This is a genomic window from Vandammella animalimorsus (genome assembly GCF_002288875.1).
GTDB classification, from domain to species: domain Bacteria; phylum Pseudomonadota; class Gammaproteobacteria; order Burkholderiales; family Burkholderiaceae_C; genus Lampropedia; species Lampropedia animalimorsus.
Genome location: NZ_NTBH01000012.1, coordinates 1 through 17,312, shown reverse-complemented (window position 1 = coordinate 17,312; position 17,312 = coordinate 1). Strand labels below are relative to the sequence as shown.

Sequence of the window (17,312 nt, the reverse complement as noted above, 5' to 3'; positions counted from 1 at the left end):
CAGCGCCGCACTTTTTTCACCCGCCGGCTGGAACCAAATGCCCTGGGCAGCTTCACAGACATGGCCGCAGGGCCAGGTAATCCATCAAAGGCTGGCCCCGGATTTTTTCCTGCAGCACCACAAGAGGTCGAATCCACCATGCACCACTCCCATCACACCGTTTCCACTACCTCCGCCGCCCAGGCCGCAGTACCGCCGCAGCGCCGTGCGCACCGCGTGGCTGGCGCCGTGGCAACGCTGCTGCTGGCAGCCAGCGGCGCTTTGGCGCTGCACACCAGCCCCAGCCGGGCCGAGCAACTGGCCGCGCCAGCGATCGCCATGCCCGCACCCGTGGTCAGCGGCCTGCCCGATTTCACACAGCTGGTCGAGCGCGTGGGGCCCTCGGTGGTCAATATTCGCACCACTGCCCGCGTGCCAATGCGCGGCCTGCGTGGCGGCCTGCCCGGCATGGACGAAGACATGATGGAATTCTTCCGCCAGTTCGGCCTGCCCGTGCCTGGCATGCCGCCCCAGCGCCGCGGCCCACGCGGCGGCGAACCCGAATCAAGGACCGTGCCCAACGGTGTTGGCTCGGGCTTCATCATCAGCGGCGATGGCTACATCCTCACCAATCACCACGTTGTGGAGGGCTCGGAAGATGTCATCGTCACCCTCACCGACCAACGCGAATTCAAGGCCAAGGTCATAGGCTCCGATGAGCGCACCGACGTGGCCCTGATCAAGATCGAAGCGCACAACCTGCCTACAGTGCGCATTGGCAACGTTGAGCAGCTCAAAGTCGGCGAGTGGGTCATGGCCATTGGCTCGCCCTTCGGGCTGGAAAACAGCGTCACCGCCGGCATCGTCAGCGCCAAGCAGCGCGACACCGGCAGCTACCTGCCCTTCATCCAGACCGACGTGGCCGTCAACCCCGGCAACTCCGGCGGGCCGCTGCTGAACATGCGCGGCGAAGTCGTGGGCATCAACAGCCAGATCTACTCGCGCTCGGGCGGCTTCATGGGCATCTCCTTTGCCATCCCCATCGACGAGGCCATGCAGGTGAGCGAGCAGCTCAAAGGCAACGGCCGCGTTGTGCGCGGGCGCATCGGCGTGCGCATTGGCCCGGTCAGCGCCGAGGTGGCCGAATCCCTCGGGCTGGAGCGGCGCAACGCCGGTGCCCTGGTCTCGGCCGTGGAGCCCGACTCGCCAGCGGCCAGCGCTGGCCTGCAGGCCGGCGACATCATCACCCACTTCAACGGCAAAGCCATTGACAGCGTCTCCGACCTGCCGCGCCTGGTCGGCAGCACCGCCCCCGGCAGCCAAAGCACGCTGCAAATCTTCCGCCACGGCAAGACCCAGCAGCTGGCCATCACCGTGGGCGAAACCCCTGCCAGCGCCAACGAAGCGGGCAGCCCGCGCAGCGGCGGCGCATCGCAGCAAGAACAGGCCAAGGCCAACGCTTTTGGCCTGGCCGCCCAGGACTTGAGCGAGGCTGAGAAGAAAAACCTCGGCGTGCGCGGCGGCGTGCGCATCAGCGCCGTCAGCGGCGCTGCCGCACAAGCCGGCATCGAGGTGGGCGATGTGGTGCTGGCCATCGGCCAGACCGAAGTGCTCAACCGCCAGGACTTTGATGCCGCACTGCGCAAGGCCGATGCCAAGCGCCCCATCAGCGTGCTCATCCGCCGTGATGACTGGGCTCAATACGTGCTCATCCGCCCACAGGGCTGAAGCCCACACCAGCAGCCGCCCAACGGCGGGCGGCTGACGCAAAAAGCGCACTTCCCGGCCATGGGACGTGCGCTTTTTTGTTCTGCGAAGCCTTGCGCCATGGCCTACGAGCTTGACACCTGTACGAAGGCATGGTGGACTGAAAATCCGTGCCCCAAATTCATGGCCGTCAATTGTCGCAATGCAACTCAATTCTTGTTGTGGCGGGATGTTCTGGTAGATAAATGAATTTTGTTCGAGTGTTTGATTTATGTTTAATAAAGAGATCGAGGCTTTGTGGAAATATAACCATAAGGGTGTTTGTTTTGCGAATGGAGGATTTGGGACAATAGATAATAGATTGGCGATGAAATACTATTTGAAAGCTGCATGCGCTGGATATGTTGAGTCCTTGTGGAATGCGGGCAGCATGTTGATCGAAGGAGAGGAGTTGGTCGAAGCTGAGCCGGCTCTTGGTATGTTGCTGATCAGGTTGGCTGCCGATAGATTTCAGACAAGTGCATGCCTTTATATTTCCCGTTGCTATGAGCTGGGGCGGTTTGGATTGCCTTTGAATCCTGATTTGGCAAAATATTGGACTTGTGCGGCTTATAAGATAGAGAGATTCGAGCCGGTAAGTGATGCTGCCGAGCTGGAGCTGGTCCGCTCTTACCCTTTGGTAAAGCAATTTCTCTCTTTGGCTGATTCGTGAATTTGTGCATGCTGGTTGACTCTTGGTTTTGCGTCCAGGTGTCATTTGAGTGTATGAATTGAGCGCTCCCATTGAAGCGGCAGCGATGGTTTGATGATGTCCCGTCTTGATCCGCCATGTTCAATCTTTTCGCCCTTTTGTACGATCCATCGGATTGCATCGACAATGACTCGCTCATGCATGACCTGGAGCAGAAGTTTCCGTGGATCGGGCAATACGCCGTTTGCACCGAGCAGCTGGATTTTCCGGATGTGACGTTGGTGGTGCTGGAAAAAGAGGGCTGGCGGGTGGAGTTTGAAATTCGCGAGCAGGACTCGATGACGCTCAGCCTGGGGGCGCTGCAAAAAATCCTGAAGAAGAAAGCCGCCTTGCCCGAGAACTTTCTCTCCTACAACAAGGAGTTGGCCATTGGTTTTGGCGATGATCCGGATCGTCGTTTTACCGACGAGATCATCCAGATCGGAGAATTCGTGCGCGAAAACTATCCGGGCGTGGTCATTTATGACCAGTACAACGAAGACGTTTGGTGAGCAGACCCTAAAAAGCCCAGCTTCAATCAAAGCTGGGCTTTTGTTTGGGCGGCTGGGCTTTGCTGACCGCGCCGCCTTGCGTCGCTGTGATGCTGTGCCACTGGGGGTGGCCGGGTGCGGCCTCAGGTCTGTGGCGACTGCTGCGCGGCCTGGGTTTGGCAATGTTGTTGAGCGTAGGCCAGGTACCAGTCCAGGCATTCCGGGTTGGCCATGGCTTCGCGGTGGATGACTTTTTCGGCTGGCTGGCCCAGCAGCAGTTTTTTGATGGGCAGTTCCTGTTTTTTGCCGCTGAGGGTGCGCGGCACTTGCGCCACCTGCACGATGGCGTCGGGCACGAAGCGCGGTGAAAGGGCTTGGCGGATGGCCTGGGCGATGCGTTGGCGCAGCGCTTCGTCCAGCTCCAGGCCGGGGCGCAGCACGACGAACAGTGGCATGTGGCTGGGTCGACCCAGGTATTCGAGGTCGACGACCAGCGAGTCCAGCACTTCGGGCAGGGCTTCGACGGCGCTGTAGAGCTCGCTGGTGCCCATGCGCAGGCCGTGGCGGTTGATGGTGGCATCGGAGCGGCCGTAGATGACGCAGCTGCCATCGGCGCCGATGCTGATCCAGTCGCCGTGGCGCCAGACGGAGCCGGCCTGTGGCGGCAGGTCGCCGCCGTGGGGGTTGCGGCCCTTGCCGGCGGGGTAGGTGTCGAAGTAGCTGTGGTGGTAGCGGCTGCCGTCGGCGTCGTTCCACAGGTACAGCGGCATGGAGGGGATGGGCTGGGTGCAGACCAGCTCGCCAACCTGGTCGATGACGGCCTGGCCGGCTTCGTCCCAGGCCTGCACCGCTGCGCCCAGCATGCGACATTGCAGCCGGCCTGGGGTTTGCGGCAGGTCGCGGTGGCTGCCCAGGAAGGCGCCGGCAAAGTCGGTGCCGCCTGAGACGTTGCACCACCAGATGCCTTGGCCGTTCTCGCCGGCTACGCCGGCCTCGCGCATGAAGGCGGTGCCCCAGTTCTGCACCTCCTCGCTCAGCGGCGAGCCGGTGCTGCCCAGGGCGCGGATGCGGCGCAGGTCGCCGCATTGCTGCGGCTTCAGGCCGGCCTTGGCGCACAGGCCGTAGAAGGCCGCGCCAACGCCGAAGAAGGTGACCTGGTGGCGCGCGGCAAAGCGCCAGAGCACGCCCATGTCCGGTTGCTCGCGCGGGCCGCTGGGGCTGCCGTCGTAGATCACCAATGTGGTGCCGCGCAGCAGCCCGGCGACCTGGGCGTTCCACATCACCCAGCCGGTGGAGCTGTACCAGTGGTAGCGCTCGCCAAAGCTGTTGGGCGCGTAGCTGCAGCCCAGGTCGTTGTGCAGCGCGCCCAATTGCAGCTGCACCAGCATCATGCCGCCGTGGCCATGCACGATGGGTTTGGGCAGGCCGGTGGTGCCGCTGGAGTAGACGATCCACAGCGGGTGGTCGAAGGGCAGCCAGCGCGGCGCAAAGTCGCGCACGGCTGCATCGTCGCGCGCGGTGAGCTCGGCGAAGTTGGCATAGCCCGCCCATTGCACGTCGGCATCGAGGTTGCCCACGACGATGGCGTGGCGCACGCTGGGCAGCGCGGCGCGCAGTTGCTCGCTGATCTGCTGGCGTTCGAGCTGTTTGCCGCCGTAGACCACGCCGTCCACAGTCAGCAGCAGCACGGGCTCGATCTGCCGAAAGCGGTCCAGCACGGCGTTGATGCCCATGTCCGGCGCGCACACGCTCCAGACGGCGCCAATGCTGGCCGTGGCCATGAAGGCGATGATGGTTTGCGCGATGTTGGGCAGGTAGGCGGCCACGCGGTCGCCCGGCTGAACGCCCAGCGCCTGCATGTGCAGCGCCAGCGCCGCCACCTGGCGGCGCAGCTCGGGCCAGCTCAGTGTGGTGACCTGGCCCAGCTCGTTGTCGGCAATGATGGCCGGCAGCCCGGCGGCGTGGGCTGGCTGCACGTGGCGCAGCATCTGCTGCACCATGTTGACCTGCGCGCCTTCGAACCAGCGCGCGCCGGGCATGACGTTCTCGGCCAGCACCCGCTGGTGCGGCGTGGGCGATTGCACGTCGAAGTAGTCCCAGATGCTTTGCCAGAAGGCTTCGAGCTCGCTGGTGGACCAGCGCCACAGCGCGTCGTAGTCGTCAAAGTGCAGGCCGTGGCGCTGCGCCAGCCAGGCTTGGTAGCGGCGCAGCTCGGGCACGTAAGGGGCAGTGTCGGGGGCAGAGGATGGGGTGGTATGGCTCATGGCCGCGCAGCGTAGCGGCTGTGTCGCGGCGCGGCCGTCGCCAACGCGATCGCTTTCGGCGGTGTGAACAGGGCTTATAAATCAGGGTTTTCACCCATGGGCGGCGCATCCCTGTCGCCAGCCCTGTTCATGATGTTTTGATGGAGAACCCCGTGCCAGCCTTTGATCGCATCCAATGTCCCGCCTTGCACAGCAAGATCATGTCGGCCCAGCAGGCCGCCGAGCTGATCCCCGAGGGGGCCAATGTGGGCATGAGCGGCTTTACCGGCTCGGGCGCGCCCAAGGCCGTGCCGCTGGCGCTGGCCGAGCGCATCGAGCGGCTCTATGCCCAGGGCAAGAACTTCAAGATCGACCTGTGGACTGGCGCTTCCACGGCGCCGGAGATCGACGGCGCGCTGGCCAAGGTCAACGGCATCCACACGCGCTTGCCCTACCAGTCCGACCCGATCGGGCGCAAGCGCATCAATGAGGGCAGCATCCAGTACATCGACATGCACCTCTCGCACGTGGCGCAGTATGTCTGGTTTGGCTTTTTCGGCAAGCTCGACGTGGCGGTGATCGAGGTCGCCGGCATTCTGCCCGATGGCCGGCTGATCCCCTCGACATCGGTGGGCAACAACAAGACCTGGCTGGATCTGGCCGACCTGGTCATCCTGGAGGTCAACGAATACCAGCCGCTGGCGCTGGCTGGCATGCACGACATCTACTACGGCACCCAGGTGCCGCCCAACCGCGTGCCCATTCCGCTGCTGCACCCGCAGGACCGCATCGGCGAGCAATACCTGCGCTGCGATCCGAACAAGGTCATTGCCGTGGTGCCGACCAACAAGTCCGACCGCAGCTCGGCTTTCAAGCCTGCCGATGCGGCCTCGCAGCAAATTGCCGGGCATTTGATCGAGTTTTTCAAGCATGAGGTCAAGCTCGGCCGCCTGCCCAAGAACCTGCTGCCGCTGCAATCGGGCGTGGGCAACATCGCCAATGCCGTGCTGGCCGGCCTGAACGATGGCCCGTTCGAGCAGCTGACGGCCTACACCGAGGTGCTGCAGGACGGCATGCTGCACATGCTGCGTTCTGGCAAGCTGGTGCACGCCTCGGCCACGGCGCTGTCGCTCAGCCCTGAGGGCGAGCGCGAGTTCGTCGACCACATCGACTTCTACCGCGACAAGATAGTGCTGCGCCCGCAGGAGATGAGCAACCACCCCGAGCTCATCCGCCGCCTGGGCGTGATTGCCATGAACGCCATGATCGAGGCCGACATCTACGGCAACGTCAACTCCACGCACGTCTATGGCTCGTCGATCATGAACGGCATTGGCGGCTCGGGCGACTTTGCGCGCAATGCCTATCTGTCGATCTTCATGGCCAATGCCACGGCCAAGGGCGGCGAGCTCTCGTGCATCGTGCCAGCCGTCTCGCACGTGGACCACACCGAGCACGACGTGCAAATCCTGGTGACTGAGTGCGGCCTGGCCGACCTGCGCGGCCTTTCGCCCAAAGAGCGCGCCCAGGCCATCATCGGCCACTGCGCCGCGCCCGATTACCAGCCGCTGCTGCAGGACTACTTCGACCGCGCGCTGCATGGCAGCGTTGGCAAGCACACGCCGATGCTGCTGGACGAGGCGCTGTCCTGGCATGCGCGCGCCAGCCGCACCGGCAGCATGAAGCCGGCCCAGGCAGAGCAGTCGCCCCAGTCCTCGCAATCGAGCCAGACAGCGCAGCCGGCCTGATGTGCGGCGGGGCTGGCCGGCGTCGGTCTTGCTGGTGCGCCGGCCAGAGACGGCAGCTTACTGCGTCACGCAGGCAAAGCTCTCGGCGCGGTCTGCATCGCCTTGGCCCTTGTAGCGCGGCCAGCTGGGGTACTCGCACATCGGGCGGGTACGGCCGGGCTTGCCCACCGTGTCTGTGACGATCTCCGCGCTGGGGGCCTGGCCCTGGGTGACCCAGCGATCGAGCGCGCCCAGCGCATCCCAGCTGGCATTGAAGGTGGTGCTGGCCGCATGGCCGTAGCCAGGCACCTCGTAGTAGCGTGCAAAGCGCCGCACGGTCTCGGCGCCCATGGTGGTCTGCAGGCGCTGGTAGTACTGCGCTGTGGCGCGGGTGCTGACCAGCACGTCGGCGCTGCCGTGGGCCATGAGCAGCTTGCCGCCCTTGCGCTCGAAGGCGCTCAGGTCGGTGCTGTTGACGTCTTGCAGCCGCATCAGGGCATTGATGCGCTCGGCCCAGGGGCCGGGGTTTTGCGGATCCAGCGAGAGGGAGTCAAACCCGGCATCGCGCGTGACGAAGTGGCGCACCCACTGGTCCCAGAACACCGCCCAATACGGCGCTGTCAGTGGTGCAGGGCTGGCCGGGGGCGTGGTGTTCATGGCCAGCAGATTCACCACTGGCTGCACAGGGCTGCTGCCCTCCTCGCCCAGCTCCGAGCCCCAGATGTTGAAGCCCGGGTACTGGGTCTCGCCGCTGCCTTGCGGCGTGGCAAAGGCGGCAAAGGAGATCGTGCTGTCATAGACCTTCAGCGCAGCGATCATGGCGTCCGAGAGGCAGTCATCGCTCTCATTGCCGCCCGAGGCGCAGCGCAGCGGCTGGCCCTGGTACTGCGCCGTGGCCGGGTCGAAGGCCGCATTGCAGGCTGCCACGTGGCTGATGATGCCGTCCTTCAGGCCATCGAGGTCGTCGCACTGGGCCAGGGCCGCCTGGCGCAGGCGCTTGCGCTGCGCCAGGCTGGGGTAGGCATCGGGCTGGGCAAAGGCGCGGCTGATGCAGCCGAACTGCAAATCCAGGCTGGCCGCATTCCAGGCCGGGTACCAGGCCACGACGCCATCCCAGTCGGCCGGCCATTTCTGCGCCACGGCCAGCGCCTCGCGCCCGCCGGTGGAGCCGCCGATGAAATAGCGCTGCGTGGGCGCGCGGCCATAAAAGCCGGTGAGCAGCGCATTGGCCGTGTCGCTGACCTTCTTCAGCGCCGCGTAGGAGAAGTTCTCCAGCGCCGCATCATTGACGCCAAAACTGCCGTCGCGGCTACCGGCGGCGTTGGCACGGTGGCCTGAGTCGCTGGCAAAGACGGCATAGCCCTTTTCCAGCAGCGGGAACGGGCCTTGATCCGCAGGCGCGGCCGAGTAGCTGTGCAGATTGGGGATCGTGCCGTTGTAGCCCCCTCCGCCAAGCATTACGACCTTGCCATTCCATTGCTTGGGCAGCAGCAGCGCCATGTGGATGGCCGGGTCGCCGGCCCGCGCCGCTGCAATGTGCACTTTGGCCTGCACGGCCGCAGGCGGTTGCACGCCGCGCACCGGGGTCGGCGCATCCACGGCCACCACCTGCGCACCCGAAGTGGGCAGGCCAATCTGCGCGGCAGGCACGCTGGCGCTGGCCAGCTGTTGTACGGCGCGCTCGAAATCAAAGGCAGCGGGCGGAGGCAAGGCGTCGCCGTCACTGCCGCCACCGCAGGCGGCCAGCGTCAGCGCCAGCAGCCCGGCCAGCATGCTGTGTGGCCACGGCGCGCCAGTGCGGGATGCAGAAAAGCGGCGGTGCGGCGCACGCCGCAAGCGGATGGGCGTCATGGGTGTCTCCTGAGCTGAAAGGCCAGACAGGCTCGGGGCCAAACGGCCCCGACAAGGGCTGGCGGGGCTGGCGCATACAGGCCAGCATGGGCGGCCCATTATGGGGACTGCTCAGAGCTGATCGGGCCGTTGCGGGCCAGGGGTTTTCCCGTGGTTGGGCGGCGGGAGCAGCAAGGCCTTGTGCCCAGGTTGTGTGCTCAGCCCTTGGAGTCGGGCAGCAGGCAGGCTTCGAGCACTTCCAGGTCGTTGTCGCGGGCGAAGTTCATCACGAAGCTCCAGGCCATGGGCTCGTGCTCGCGCAAGGCGGTGTTGACGACCACGCAGCGCGTGCCGTCCAGCACCGTGGGCACGCACCAAGGGGAATAGACCAGGTGGCTGCTGCGCGGCGAGCCCGGGGGGCGAAACTGGCTCATGACGCCTGCCAGGCGTTCGGACCAATCGCTGGGGCGGAAGGTCCGGCCATCCTTGGTTTTCCCCAGGATGAAGATTTCTCGTGCAGAAGGCGTCGCGTCGCTGGACATGGAGAGGGCGTGCGGGGCAGTGCGCTGGCGGCAATCTGGATCCGCAGGCGGGTTGGGAGACAAGGCGGCGATTCTACTGACTCGGGCTCAGGTCGGCAGGGCGCGCCGCCCATGGCCCCAGGCCGGCGTGTGCAAGCGCTTGAACAGGCGCTTTGATCAGGTCGCTCAGTGCGCCAGCCGGCGCACGATTTGCGCCACCAGCTCGGTCTGCATGTCCTTGAACAGCAGCTCCTGCTCGGCCTCCTTGGACAGGGCCTGGGATTCGTCGTAGCTCAGCTCGCGGGTTTGCAGCAGCTCCACGACTTGAGCGCCCTGGGCCGATGCGCTGGCTTGCAGGCCGTCGCCATCGCGCAGGCGGTAGAGCACGCGCAGCCGCAGCTGCATTTCGCGCACGGCGCCGCTTGAGGTCTGGCTGACGATGGCGCGCTCGTGCTGCTCTTGCAGCAGCTCGAACACCCGCTCGGCCAGGGCCGGATCGCTGGGCGTGCGCAGCACGGTCAGGCCCGCGCCTTCGAGTGTGCGCTGCAGCTGGCGCGCCAGCGGCGAGGCCTCGGGCGCATGCAGGAACACAGATTTGAACGGGTACTTGGCCGAGCCGCGCAGCGCAAAGCCGCAGCCGCCCAGGCTGGCGGCGGCGGTGGCGCTGGCCGCGGCGGCGGCGCTCATGGTCAGGAATCGGCGGCGTTGCATGGGGGCTCCTCGGGTGACCTGGGGATGGGGGTGGATGGACGCGGGGCGCATCACACCACAACGTTCACCAGCTTCTTGGGCACGACGATGATCTTCTTGGGCGCAGCGCCTGCGGCCTGGCGCGCAAAGGCCTCGCTGGCCAGCGCGGCGGCCTCGATGGCGGCCTTGTCGGCGCTGGCCGGCACGGTGATGCTGCCGCGCAGCTTGCCATTGATTTGCAGCATGTATTCGATCTCGTCCTGCTCCAGCGCGGCGGCATCGGCCTTGGGCCAGGGGGCGTCGAGCAAGTCGCCCAGCGCCTTGGCATAACCCAGCGCCTGCCACAGCGCGTGAGCGATGTGCGGCGTGGCCGGGTAGAGCACGCGCAGCAGGATGCCGAAACCCTCGGCCAGTGCAACATCGTCAGCGGCTGCGCTGGCATTGCCTGCATCGCCTTTGAAGGCCTCCAGCGCATTGAGCATCTTCATCGCGCCGGAGACAACGGTGTTGTACTGCATGCGCTGGTAGTCGAAATCGACTTGCCGCAGCACGCTGTGGATTTCGTGGCGCAGCGCCTTGGCGGCCTTGCCGAAATCGGCCTGTGGCGCGTCTTTCGCTGGCAGCGCGGCAATGGCGGCCGTCACGCCCGCCATGCCGTGCAGCTTGAAGCCGAAGTTCCACACCCGGCGCAAAAAGCGGTAGCTGCCTTCGACGGCGGAGTCGTTCCACTCCAGCGTCAGCTCGGGCGGCGCGGTGAACATGGTGTACAGGCGCGCGGTGTCGGCGCCGTACTGGGTGATGAGGTCTTGCGGATCGACGCCGTTGTTCTTGGACTTGCTCATCGTGCCCACGCCTTCGTAGTCGATGGGCGTGCCTGCGGGCAGCGGGCCGTCGGCGCTGTCCACCGCGTTTTTCAGCTTGGCGCCGATGACCTTGCCGGCGTCGTCAAGCACGTGCTCCACGTCCTTGGGCCAGAAATATTCCTTGGCGCCCTTGGCGGTGCGGCGGCTGTAGATGTGGTTGAGCACCATGCCCTGCGTGAGCAGGCGGGTGAAGGGCTCGTCGATCTTGACCAGGCCCAGGTCGCGCATCACTTTGGTCCAGAAGCGCGCGTACAGCAGGTGCAGGATGGCGTGCTCGATGCCGCCGATGTACTGGTCCATCGGCATCCAGTGCTGCGTGCCTTCGGCCACCATGTGCTCGGCATTGTGCGGGTCGCAGTAGCGCATGAAGTACCACGAGCTGTCCACGAAGGTGTCCATGGTGTCCGTCTCGCGCCGCGCGGGCGCGCCGCATTTGGGGCAGGTCACGCCCGCGTGGAAGGCCTCGCTTTTCACCAGCGGGTTGCCGCTGCCATCGGGCACCAGGTCTTCGGGCAGGCGCACGGGCAGGTCTTGCTCGGGCACGGGCTGCGGGCCGCAGTGCTCGCAGTGGATGATGGGGATGGGCGTGCCCCAGTAGCGCTGGCGGCTGATGCCCCAGTCGCGCAGGCGCCAGGTGGTTTTTTTCTCGCCCAGGCCTTTTTCGGCCAACTCGGCGGCCACGGTGTTCACGGCAGTGGCGTAGTTCATGCCGTCCAGATGGCCGGAGTTCACGCACACGCCATGTTCCTTGTCGCCGTACCACTCTTGCCACTGGCTGGCGTCGTAGGTGGCATCGCCTACTTGCACCACTTGCTGAATGGGCAGGCCGTATTTCTGCGCAAAGGCAAAGTCGCGCTCGTCGTGGCCGGGCACGCCCATCACGGCGCCGTCGCCATAGCTCATCAGCACGTAGTTGCCCACCCACAGCGGCACGGCTTGGCCGGTGAGCGGGTGCGTCACCGTCAGGCCCGTGTCCATGCCCTCTTTTTCTTTCAGCGCCAGCTCGGCTTCGGTGGTGCCGCCCTGTTGGCATTTTTCGATGAAGGCGGCCAGCTGCGGATTGCCTTGCGCGGCGTGGGCGGCCAGCGGGTGCTCTGGCGCCACGGCGCAGAAGGTCACGCCCATGATGGTGTCGGCCCGGGTGGTGAAGACGTACATGCGCCCATCGCCAATCAGCGCGCCGCTGTCGTCTTTGACGTTGTGCGTGAAGGCAAAGCGCAGGCCCTCGCTCTTGCCGATCCAGTTCTCTTGCATCAGGCGCACGCGGTCGGGCCAGCCGGTGAGCGTGGCCTTGGGGTTGCCCATTTGCACATGGTCGAGCAGCTCTTGCGCGTAGTCGGTGATCTTGAGGTAGTAGCCAGGGATTTCGCGCTTTTCCACCAGCGCGCCGGTGCGCCAGCCGCGCCCGTCAATCACTTGCTCATTGGCCAGCACGGTTTGATCGACCGGATCCCAGTTGACGACTTGCGTTTTGCGGTAGGCGATGCCTTTTTCCAGCATCTTCAAAAACAGCCACTGGTTCCAGCGGTAGTAATCGGGGTCGCAGGTGGCGATCTCGCGGCTCCAGTCAATGGCCAGGCCCATGGCCTGCATCTGGCCCTTCATGTAGGCGATGTTTTCGTAGGTCCACTTCGCCGGTGGCACCTTGTTCTTGAGCGCGGCGTTCTCGGCGGGCAGACCAAAGGCATCCCAGCCCATGGGCATGAGCACGTTGTGGCCCTGCATGCGCAAAGACCGCGTGAGCATGTCGTTGATGGTGTAGTTGCGCACGTGCCCCATGTGCAGCTTGCCGCTGGGGTAAGGCAGCATGGAGCAGGCGTAGTACTTGGGTTTGCCCGCGTCTTCGCGCACGCGGTAGGCATCTTGTGCACGCCAGTGGGCCTGTGCGGCGGCTTCGACCGCTGCGGGATCGTATTTTTCTTGCATGGGAATGGACTGAGAAAAAGCAGCGCGCCCCGGTTGAGGGGCGCATCCGCCGCACACCGCCGGGCGCATGGATTGGGTGCGCGTGCCGGGCATGGGGCGATGTCGTGGCAACGCGCCATTCTATCGGCGCTGTACATGGCCCCGGCCGGCCGCGTCTTGCCGCCCAGCGCGCCCTGGGGCGAGCGTGGTGCGTGGGCGATTTTGCTGGTGGGGTACAGCAGGGGCGCTCACCCAGCATCGCAGCCGGCCTGCATGGCCGCCTGCAACGCGGCCTGGCCTTTGGCAAAGGTCTGGGCCAGGGCGGCGGCGCAGCCGCTGGGCAATGAGGGCGCGGGTTGCTTGAGGGCTTCGTCCAGCGCGCTGGCCTGCTGGCCAAGCGCCTGCAGGCCAAAGGAGCCGGCCGTGCCGCTGAGTTTGTGGGTCGCGGCGCGGGCCTGGGCCCAGTCCTGCTGTTGTACGGCGTGGTCGAATTGTTCGATGAGCTGTGCGGTCTGTTGCAGGAATTGTTCCGCCAGACCTTGCGCGCGCGCCGAGCCCAGCGCCTGGCACAGCTCATGCCAGACGGAGGGCAGGAAGGGGGGCGGGACAGGAGCCGCTGGCTGCGGTGATGGCTGTGGTGGCGTTGCAGGGGCAGGACGCGCTGCTGGCGGCAGCGCCGCAGGCGCGGTGCTGGCGTCGATGTGCGCGCGGCGGGTCGTGTCGGCACCGTCGCTGGCGGGCAGGATGTCCCAGCGCTCCAACATGTGCCACAGCCGCTCTTCGACCAGGGGCTTTTCGATGAAATCGTTCATGCCGCTGGCCAGCGCGGCCTTGCGCTCCTGGGTGCCGTGGTAGGCCGAGAGGGCGAAGATGGGGGTGCGTTTGCCCTGGGGCAGCTCGCGTATGGCGCGCGCGGCGCTGTAGCCGTCCATGATGGGCATTTGCAGGTCCATCAGCACGGCGTGGTAGGGCAGGGGGCTTTGGGCGATGGCCTGCACGGCGGCTTGACCGTTGTCGGCCAGGTCCACAGCGATGGGGATGCGCACATGGCTTTGCAGGAAGGCCTGGGCGATGTCGCGATTGAGCGCGTTGTCATCCACCACCAGAATGCGCAGCGGCGCGGGTTCGGCGGGTTCGGCGGGCTCGTCGTGGCTGTGCTGGGCATGGGCGTCTGCGGCCTGAGCCTGTGTGGCTGGTGCAGCGGCCATCCGGCTCTGGCTGGGCGCGGTCGGTATCGGGGCTGCGCTGGCAGCTGGCGGTTGGGCGCGCGCGGGCGGTGGGGCCTCTGCAGCGGCGGAGGGCTCGACGAATTGCCGGATGCCTGGACGGGGCTTGGGGCTGGGCGTGGGCAGCGGCGGCAGTGCGGAAGCCTTTTCCCAGACGGCTTTGTAGAGCACAGCGGCGCTCAGCGGCTTGTAAACGATGCGGGCAACGCCCACTGCCTCCAGCGGGGCGGGCAGCTCGCCGAAATCCTTGGGTGCGGCCAGCCAGATTTTGCCCAGCTGTCGCCGCCAGGCGCTGGCCTGTTTGAGCAGGGTGAATGCGTCGCCATCGATCAGGCGTGCAGCGATGATGCTCAGATCGAAAGATGGGGCGGCGGGGGCGCCAGCCTCGCCGCTCGTCTGTAGGGCGGCCAGTGCTTGTGCTCCCGAGCCGAATGCCAGCACCTCGCAGTTGAAGTGGTGGCGCAGCACGTTGCAGAGCACTTCGCGCGCGAACTGATGGCTCTCCAGCACCAGCACGCGCTGGCCTTGCAGCCAGTTGTTCTGCCGATGGACCTGCTCGCGTTCATCCACGCGCTCGAGATTTTTGAGCACCTGGGCACTGAACCAGAACATGCTGCCCGAGCCAGGTTGGCTGTGCAGCCCGGTCTGCCCGCCGAGCAGCTGTGCCAGCTGGTTGGAGATGGCCAGCCCCAGCCCGGTGCCGCCATAGCGGCGGGTGATGGAGGCATCGGCCTGGCGGAAGGCCTGGAACAGGTTTTGCTGCTCTTCCTGGGCAATGCCAATGCCGGTGTCGTGCACCTCGAACATCAGCGTCAGCGAGTGCGAATCCTGATTGGCCAGCTGCTTGACGCGGATGGAGACCTCTCCTGCGGGCGTGAACTTGATGGCGTTGGCCACGAAATTGATCAGGATCTGGCGGATGCGATAGGGGTCGCCGATGAGCTGGTCGGTCAGCGTGTGCGGGATGTCGATCCAGAACTCCAGGCCCTTTTCCGCCGCGCGCGGCGCCAGCAGGTCGGCCACATCGGCCACCAGCCGCTGCAGCGAGAAGGGGGTTTGCTCGATGGTGAGCTGCCCGCTCTCGATCTTGGAAAGATCCAGCGCATCGTTGATGATGCCCAGCAGGTGCTGGCCTGCGCTGAGCACTTGTTCCAGGCGCTCGCGCTGTGCAGCATCCAGGCGGCCCTTGAGGGTCAGCTGCGTCATGCCCAGGATGCCGTTGAGCGGCGTGCGGATTTCATGGCTCATCACGGCCAGCATGTGCGCCTTGCTCTCGGCCATGTGTTCGGCCTCATGGCGAGCCTGGGCCAATGCGCGCTCCTGCGCCATGTGTTCGGTCACATCCAGCCAGACCCCGTTGACCCAACGCGAGCCATTGGCTTGCAAGGTCGTGTTGGCCAGGGTGCGCACCCATTGCTCGTCGTCGAACAAGGCGATGCGCGTGTCGTAGGAAAAGGCATCAGTGGCCTGGGGCTGTTGCATGATGCGTGCGCCCAGGCTGCGTGTCAGCGCCAGAGGTACAGCGTGATCGCTGGTGGGCAGCGCGTGCTCTGCAGCCAGCGCGATTTCGTCCAGGCCATCCTGCTGCTTGCTGCTGTGCTGGCCGAAGAAAGTGGCGGCCTTGGGGCTGACGAAATGGCAAATGCGGGTGCCGTCGGCCAGATACTCGTACTGAAAAATCACGCCAGGGATGGTTTTGGCCAACTCAAGCAATTGCTGCGACACGCGCATGCCCATGGTCTGGTGTGCCACCTCCTGGGCCAGCCGATCGCTTTCGGTAAGCAGCCGCAAAACGGTGCCCAGCGCTGGGCGCAGCTGGGGAGAAATGTCCTGCAGCAGTGTGGGGCCGATCTGCCTGGCCTTCTCGTAATGCTGCTGAGCATAGGCGTGCAGCAACTGCCTCAATGCGGTGCTGGGGCGGTACAAATGGCGGTAGATGAACCAAGCCAGCCAGGTGACAAACAACACGGCGCACAACAGGTTGAGCTGGTACCAGATGCTCAGGTAGCGGCTGGTTTTTGTTAGCGCATGGGTGGAAACGTCGCGCAAATCCTGATTGAGCATGATCTGTGCGGTGCGCAAATCATTGCCAATGGCCACGGCCTGCTGCTGCAGGCTGTAGAGTGCGTCCATTGCCGTGTGGCCGCTGGAGGGCGCATCGGTTGTTTGCGCTGCAATCCAGTCTTTTGCCAGCGCATGGTTGGCCAGCGCGCGTTGCTGGCTTTGCATGAGCAACGGTTGCGTTGTTGATGCCTCTGGCAGCAACCGAAGCAAATCTTCTAGTGCCCAAACCAGCTCATTGCTGTAGTACGGCAGCGGCGTGGCTCCTGGCGGGTGCGGCACGGCCGCTGGCGCATCAATGATCGACTTGATCGGTTGCGTCTGGCGCAGCAGCTCTGCGTTCAGATCGCGCGCGTGCTGCAGCTGTTCAAGAGCCTGGCGCAGCTGCCAGTTCTGTTGCGCTGCGGCATGGTGCTCACGGCCCAGGCGCTGGGACAGGGCCACCGTAAGAGAAACCACAATGCCCAATGCCAGCGCCACGCCCAGCACCAGCCTGCGTGCAGGCGAATGCAGGCGAGGCGCTTTGTAAGCCGCGCCAGCAGCAGGGCTGGAGGGTGGCGAAGGGGGCCTGGGGGCGGAGGTCATGGCAAAGCAAGCGAGATGAACAGGGCAAGGCCTTGAAGAAATCCTCTTTTTGCAGAGCGGCGCAGCCCAGATGACAGCAGCCCGCCATCGTAAAGGAAGGCCTGCGCCAATCACAGCGCCGTGTACCCCTGCAGATTGGGGCAACCAGCCTCGTTGTGTGTAAAGTGCACGCAAAAAAGTTTGTTGCCAGAAATTTTGTGCTATAGTGCAACGTTTCGGAGGGATGGCCGAGTGGTTAAAGGCAGCAGACTGTAAATCTGCCCTCTTACGAGTACGCTGGTTCGAATCCAGCTCCCTCCACCAGCAGGCTTTTGCTTGGATTGGTGTTTCGAGAATTTGGGCTGTGCGGGAGTAGTTCAATGGTAGAACCCCAGCCTTCCAAGCTGATGACGCGGGTTCGATTCCCGTCTCCCGCTCCAAAGCGCGCGCCGTTCGTTGCTCAGCGTTTTGGTGAGTAGTTCAAGCCCTGGTTGTTTGATTTCAAAGTGCCCATGTGGCTCAGTGGTAGAGCACTCCCTTGGTAAGGGAGAGGTCGCGGGTCCGATTCCCGCCATGGGCACCAATTCGCCGCTTGCAGTGGCGCTTTGTTGTTTTGTCTCTGGTAATTCATTTCTTTCGAGGTTTGAGAAATGGCAAAAGGTAAGTTTGAGCGCACCAAGCCCCACGTGAACGTGGGCACGATTGGTCACGTGGACCATGGCAAGACGACGCTGACTGCAGCGATCGCCACCGTGCTGTCCAAGAAGTTTGGCGG

General features: G+C 64.9%; 11 protein-coding genes and 3 tRNA genes. 8 read left to right on the top strand and 6 right to left on the bottom strand.

Annotated features, from left to right (window positions below; genetic code table 11):
* Positions 1 to 138 precede the first annotated feature (138 nt).
* The 3 genes from CLI93_RS13585 (at position 139) to CLI93_RS13575 (ending at position 2,928) form a co-directional block, all read left to right on the top strand.
* Complete coding sequence (locus CLI93_RS13585; protein WP_095543261.1) at positions 139 to 1,707, top strand: DegQ family serine endoprotease; 1,569 nt, start codon at positions 139 to 141, stop codon at positions 1,705 to 1,707.
* A 250-nt stretch (positions 1,708 to 1,957) separates the two neighbouring features.
* A complete protein-coding gene (locus CLI93_RS13580) occupies positions 1,958 to 2,398 on the top strand; it encodes a tetratricopeptide repeat protein (protein ID WP_143326105.1) in 441 nt (146 codons plus the stop codon).
* 176 nt (positions 2,399 to 2,574) lie between these two features.
* A complete protein-coding gene (locus CLI93_RS13575; RefSeq protein ID WP_143326106.1) occupies positions 2,575 to 2,928 on the top strand; it encodes a hypothetical protein in 354 nt (117 codons plus the stop codon).
* A 122-nt stretch (positions 2,929 to 3,050) separates the two neighbouring features.
* Here the strand turns inward: CLI93_RS13575 and CLI93_RS13570 are convergent, their stop codons facing one another.
* On the bottom strand, positions 3,051 to 5,171 hold the full coding sequence (locus CLI93_RS13570) for an acetoacetate--CoA ligase (protein ID WP_095543258.1): 2,121 nt from the start codon (positions 5,169 to 5,171) through the stop codon (positions 3,051 to 3,053).
* A gap of 200 nt (positions 5,172 to 5,371) precedes the next feature.
* Here CLI93_RS13570 and CLI93_RS13565 point away from each other — a divergent pair, with 200 nt between their 5' ends.
* Entirely contained in the window at positions 5,372 to 6,898 is a 1,527-nt protein-coding gene (locus CLI93_RS13565; protein WP_420823130.1) for an acetyl-CoA hydrolase/transferase family protein, read from the top strand.
* Between the two features lie 57 nt (positions 6,899 to 6,955).
* Here the strand turns inward: CLI93_RS13565 and CLI93_RS13560 are convergent, their stop codons facing one another.
* From CLI93_RS13560 to CLI93_RS13540, 5 genes are all read right to left on the bottom strand, one after another.
* Positions 6,956 to 8,650 carry a tannase/feruloyl esterase family alpha/beta hydrolase gene (locus tag CLI93_RS13560; protein WP_095543289.1) on the bottom strand — a complete coding sequence of 565 codons (1,695 nt, stop codon included), beginning with the start codon at positions 8,648 to 8,650 and terminating at the stop codon, positions 6,956 to 6,958.
* A 275-nt stretch (positions 8,651 to 8,925) separates the two neighbouring features.
* A complete protein-coding gene (locus CLI93_RS13555; protein WP_095543256.1) occupies positions 8,926 to 9,249 on the bottom strand; it encodes a DUF3579 domain-containing protein in 324 nt (107 codons plus the stop codon).
* A 165-nt stretch (positions 9,250 to 9,414) separates the two neighbouring features.
* Positions 9,415 to 9,939, bottom strand: a complete 525-nt coding sequence (locus tag CLI93_RS13550) for an LPS-assembly lipoprotein LptE (RefSeq protein ID WP_095543255.1) — start codon at positions 9,937 to 9,939, stop codon at positions 9,415 to 9,417.
* Between the two features lie 50 nt (positions 9,940 to 9,989).
* Positions 9,990 to 12,707, bottom strand: a complete 2,718-nt coding sequence (leuS, locus tag CLI93_RS13545; RefSeq protein ID WP_095543254.1) for a leucine--tRNA ligase — start codon at positions 12,705 to 12,707, stop codon at positions 9,990 to 9,992.
* A gap of 227 nt (positions 12,708 to 12,934) precedes the next feature.
* The gene (locus tag CLI93_RS13540) at positions 12,935 to 16,558 is read right to left on the bottom strand and encodes a hybrid sensor histidine kinase/response regulator (RefSeq protein ID WP_095543253.1); all 3,624 of its coding nucleotides are present in this window, start codon (positions 16,556 to 16,558) and stop codon (positions 12,935 to 12,937) included.
* Positions 16,559 to 16,775: 217 nt separating this feature from the next.
* Between CLI93_RS13540 and CLI93_RS13535 the strand changes: the two genes are divergently transcribed.
* The 4 genes from CLI93_RS13535 to CLI93_RS13520 form a co-directional block, all read left to right on the top strand.
* Positions 16,776 to 16,861: transfer RNA gene (locus CLI93_RS13535), tRNA-Tyr, on the top strand.
* Positions 16,862 to 16,903: 42 nt separating this feature from the next.
* Positions 16,904 to 16,977, top strand: a tRNA-Gly gene (locus tag CLI93_RS13530).
* A 68-nt stretch (positions 16,978 to 17,045) separates the two neighbouring features.
* Positions 17,046 to 17,120: transfer RNA gene (locus tag CLI93_RS13525), tRNA-Thr, on the top strand.
* Between the two features lie 67 nt (positions 17,121 to 17,187).
* Positions 17,188 to 17,312 (top strand): GTP-binding protein (locus tag CLI93_RS13520; RefSeq protein ID WP_229427325.1); only part of this gene is annotated, 125 nt, incomplete at its 3' end.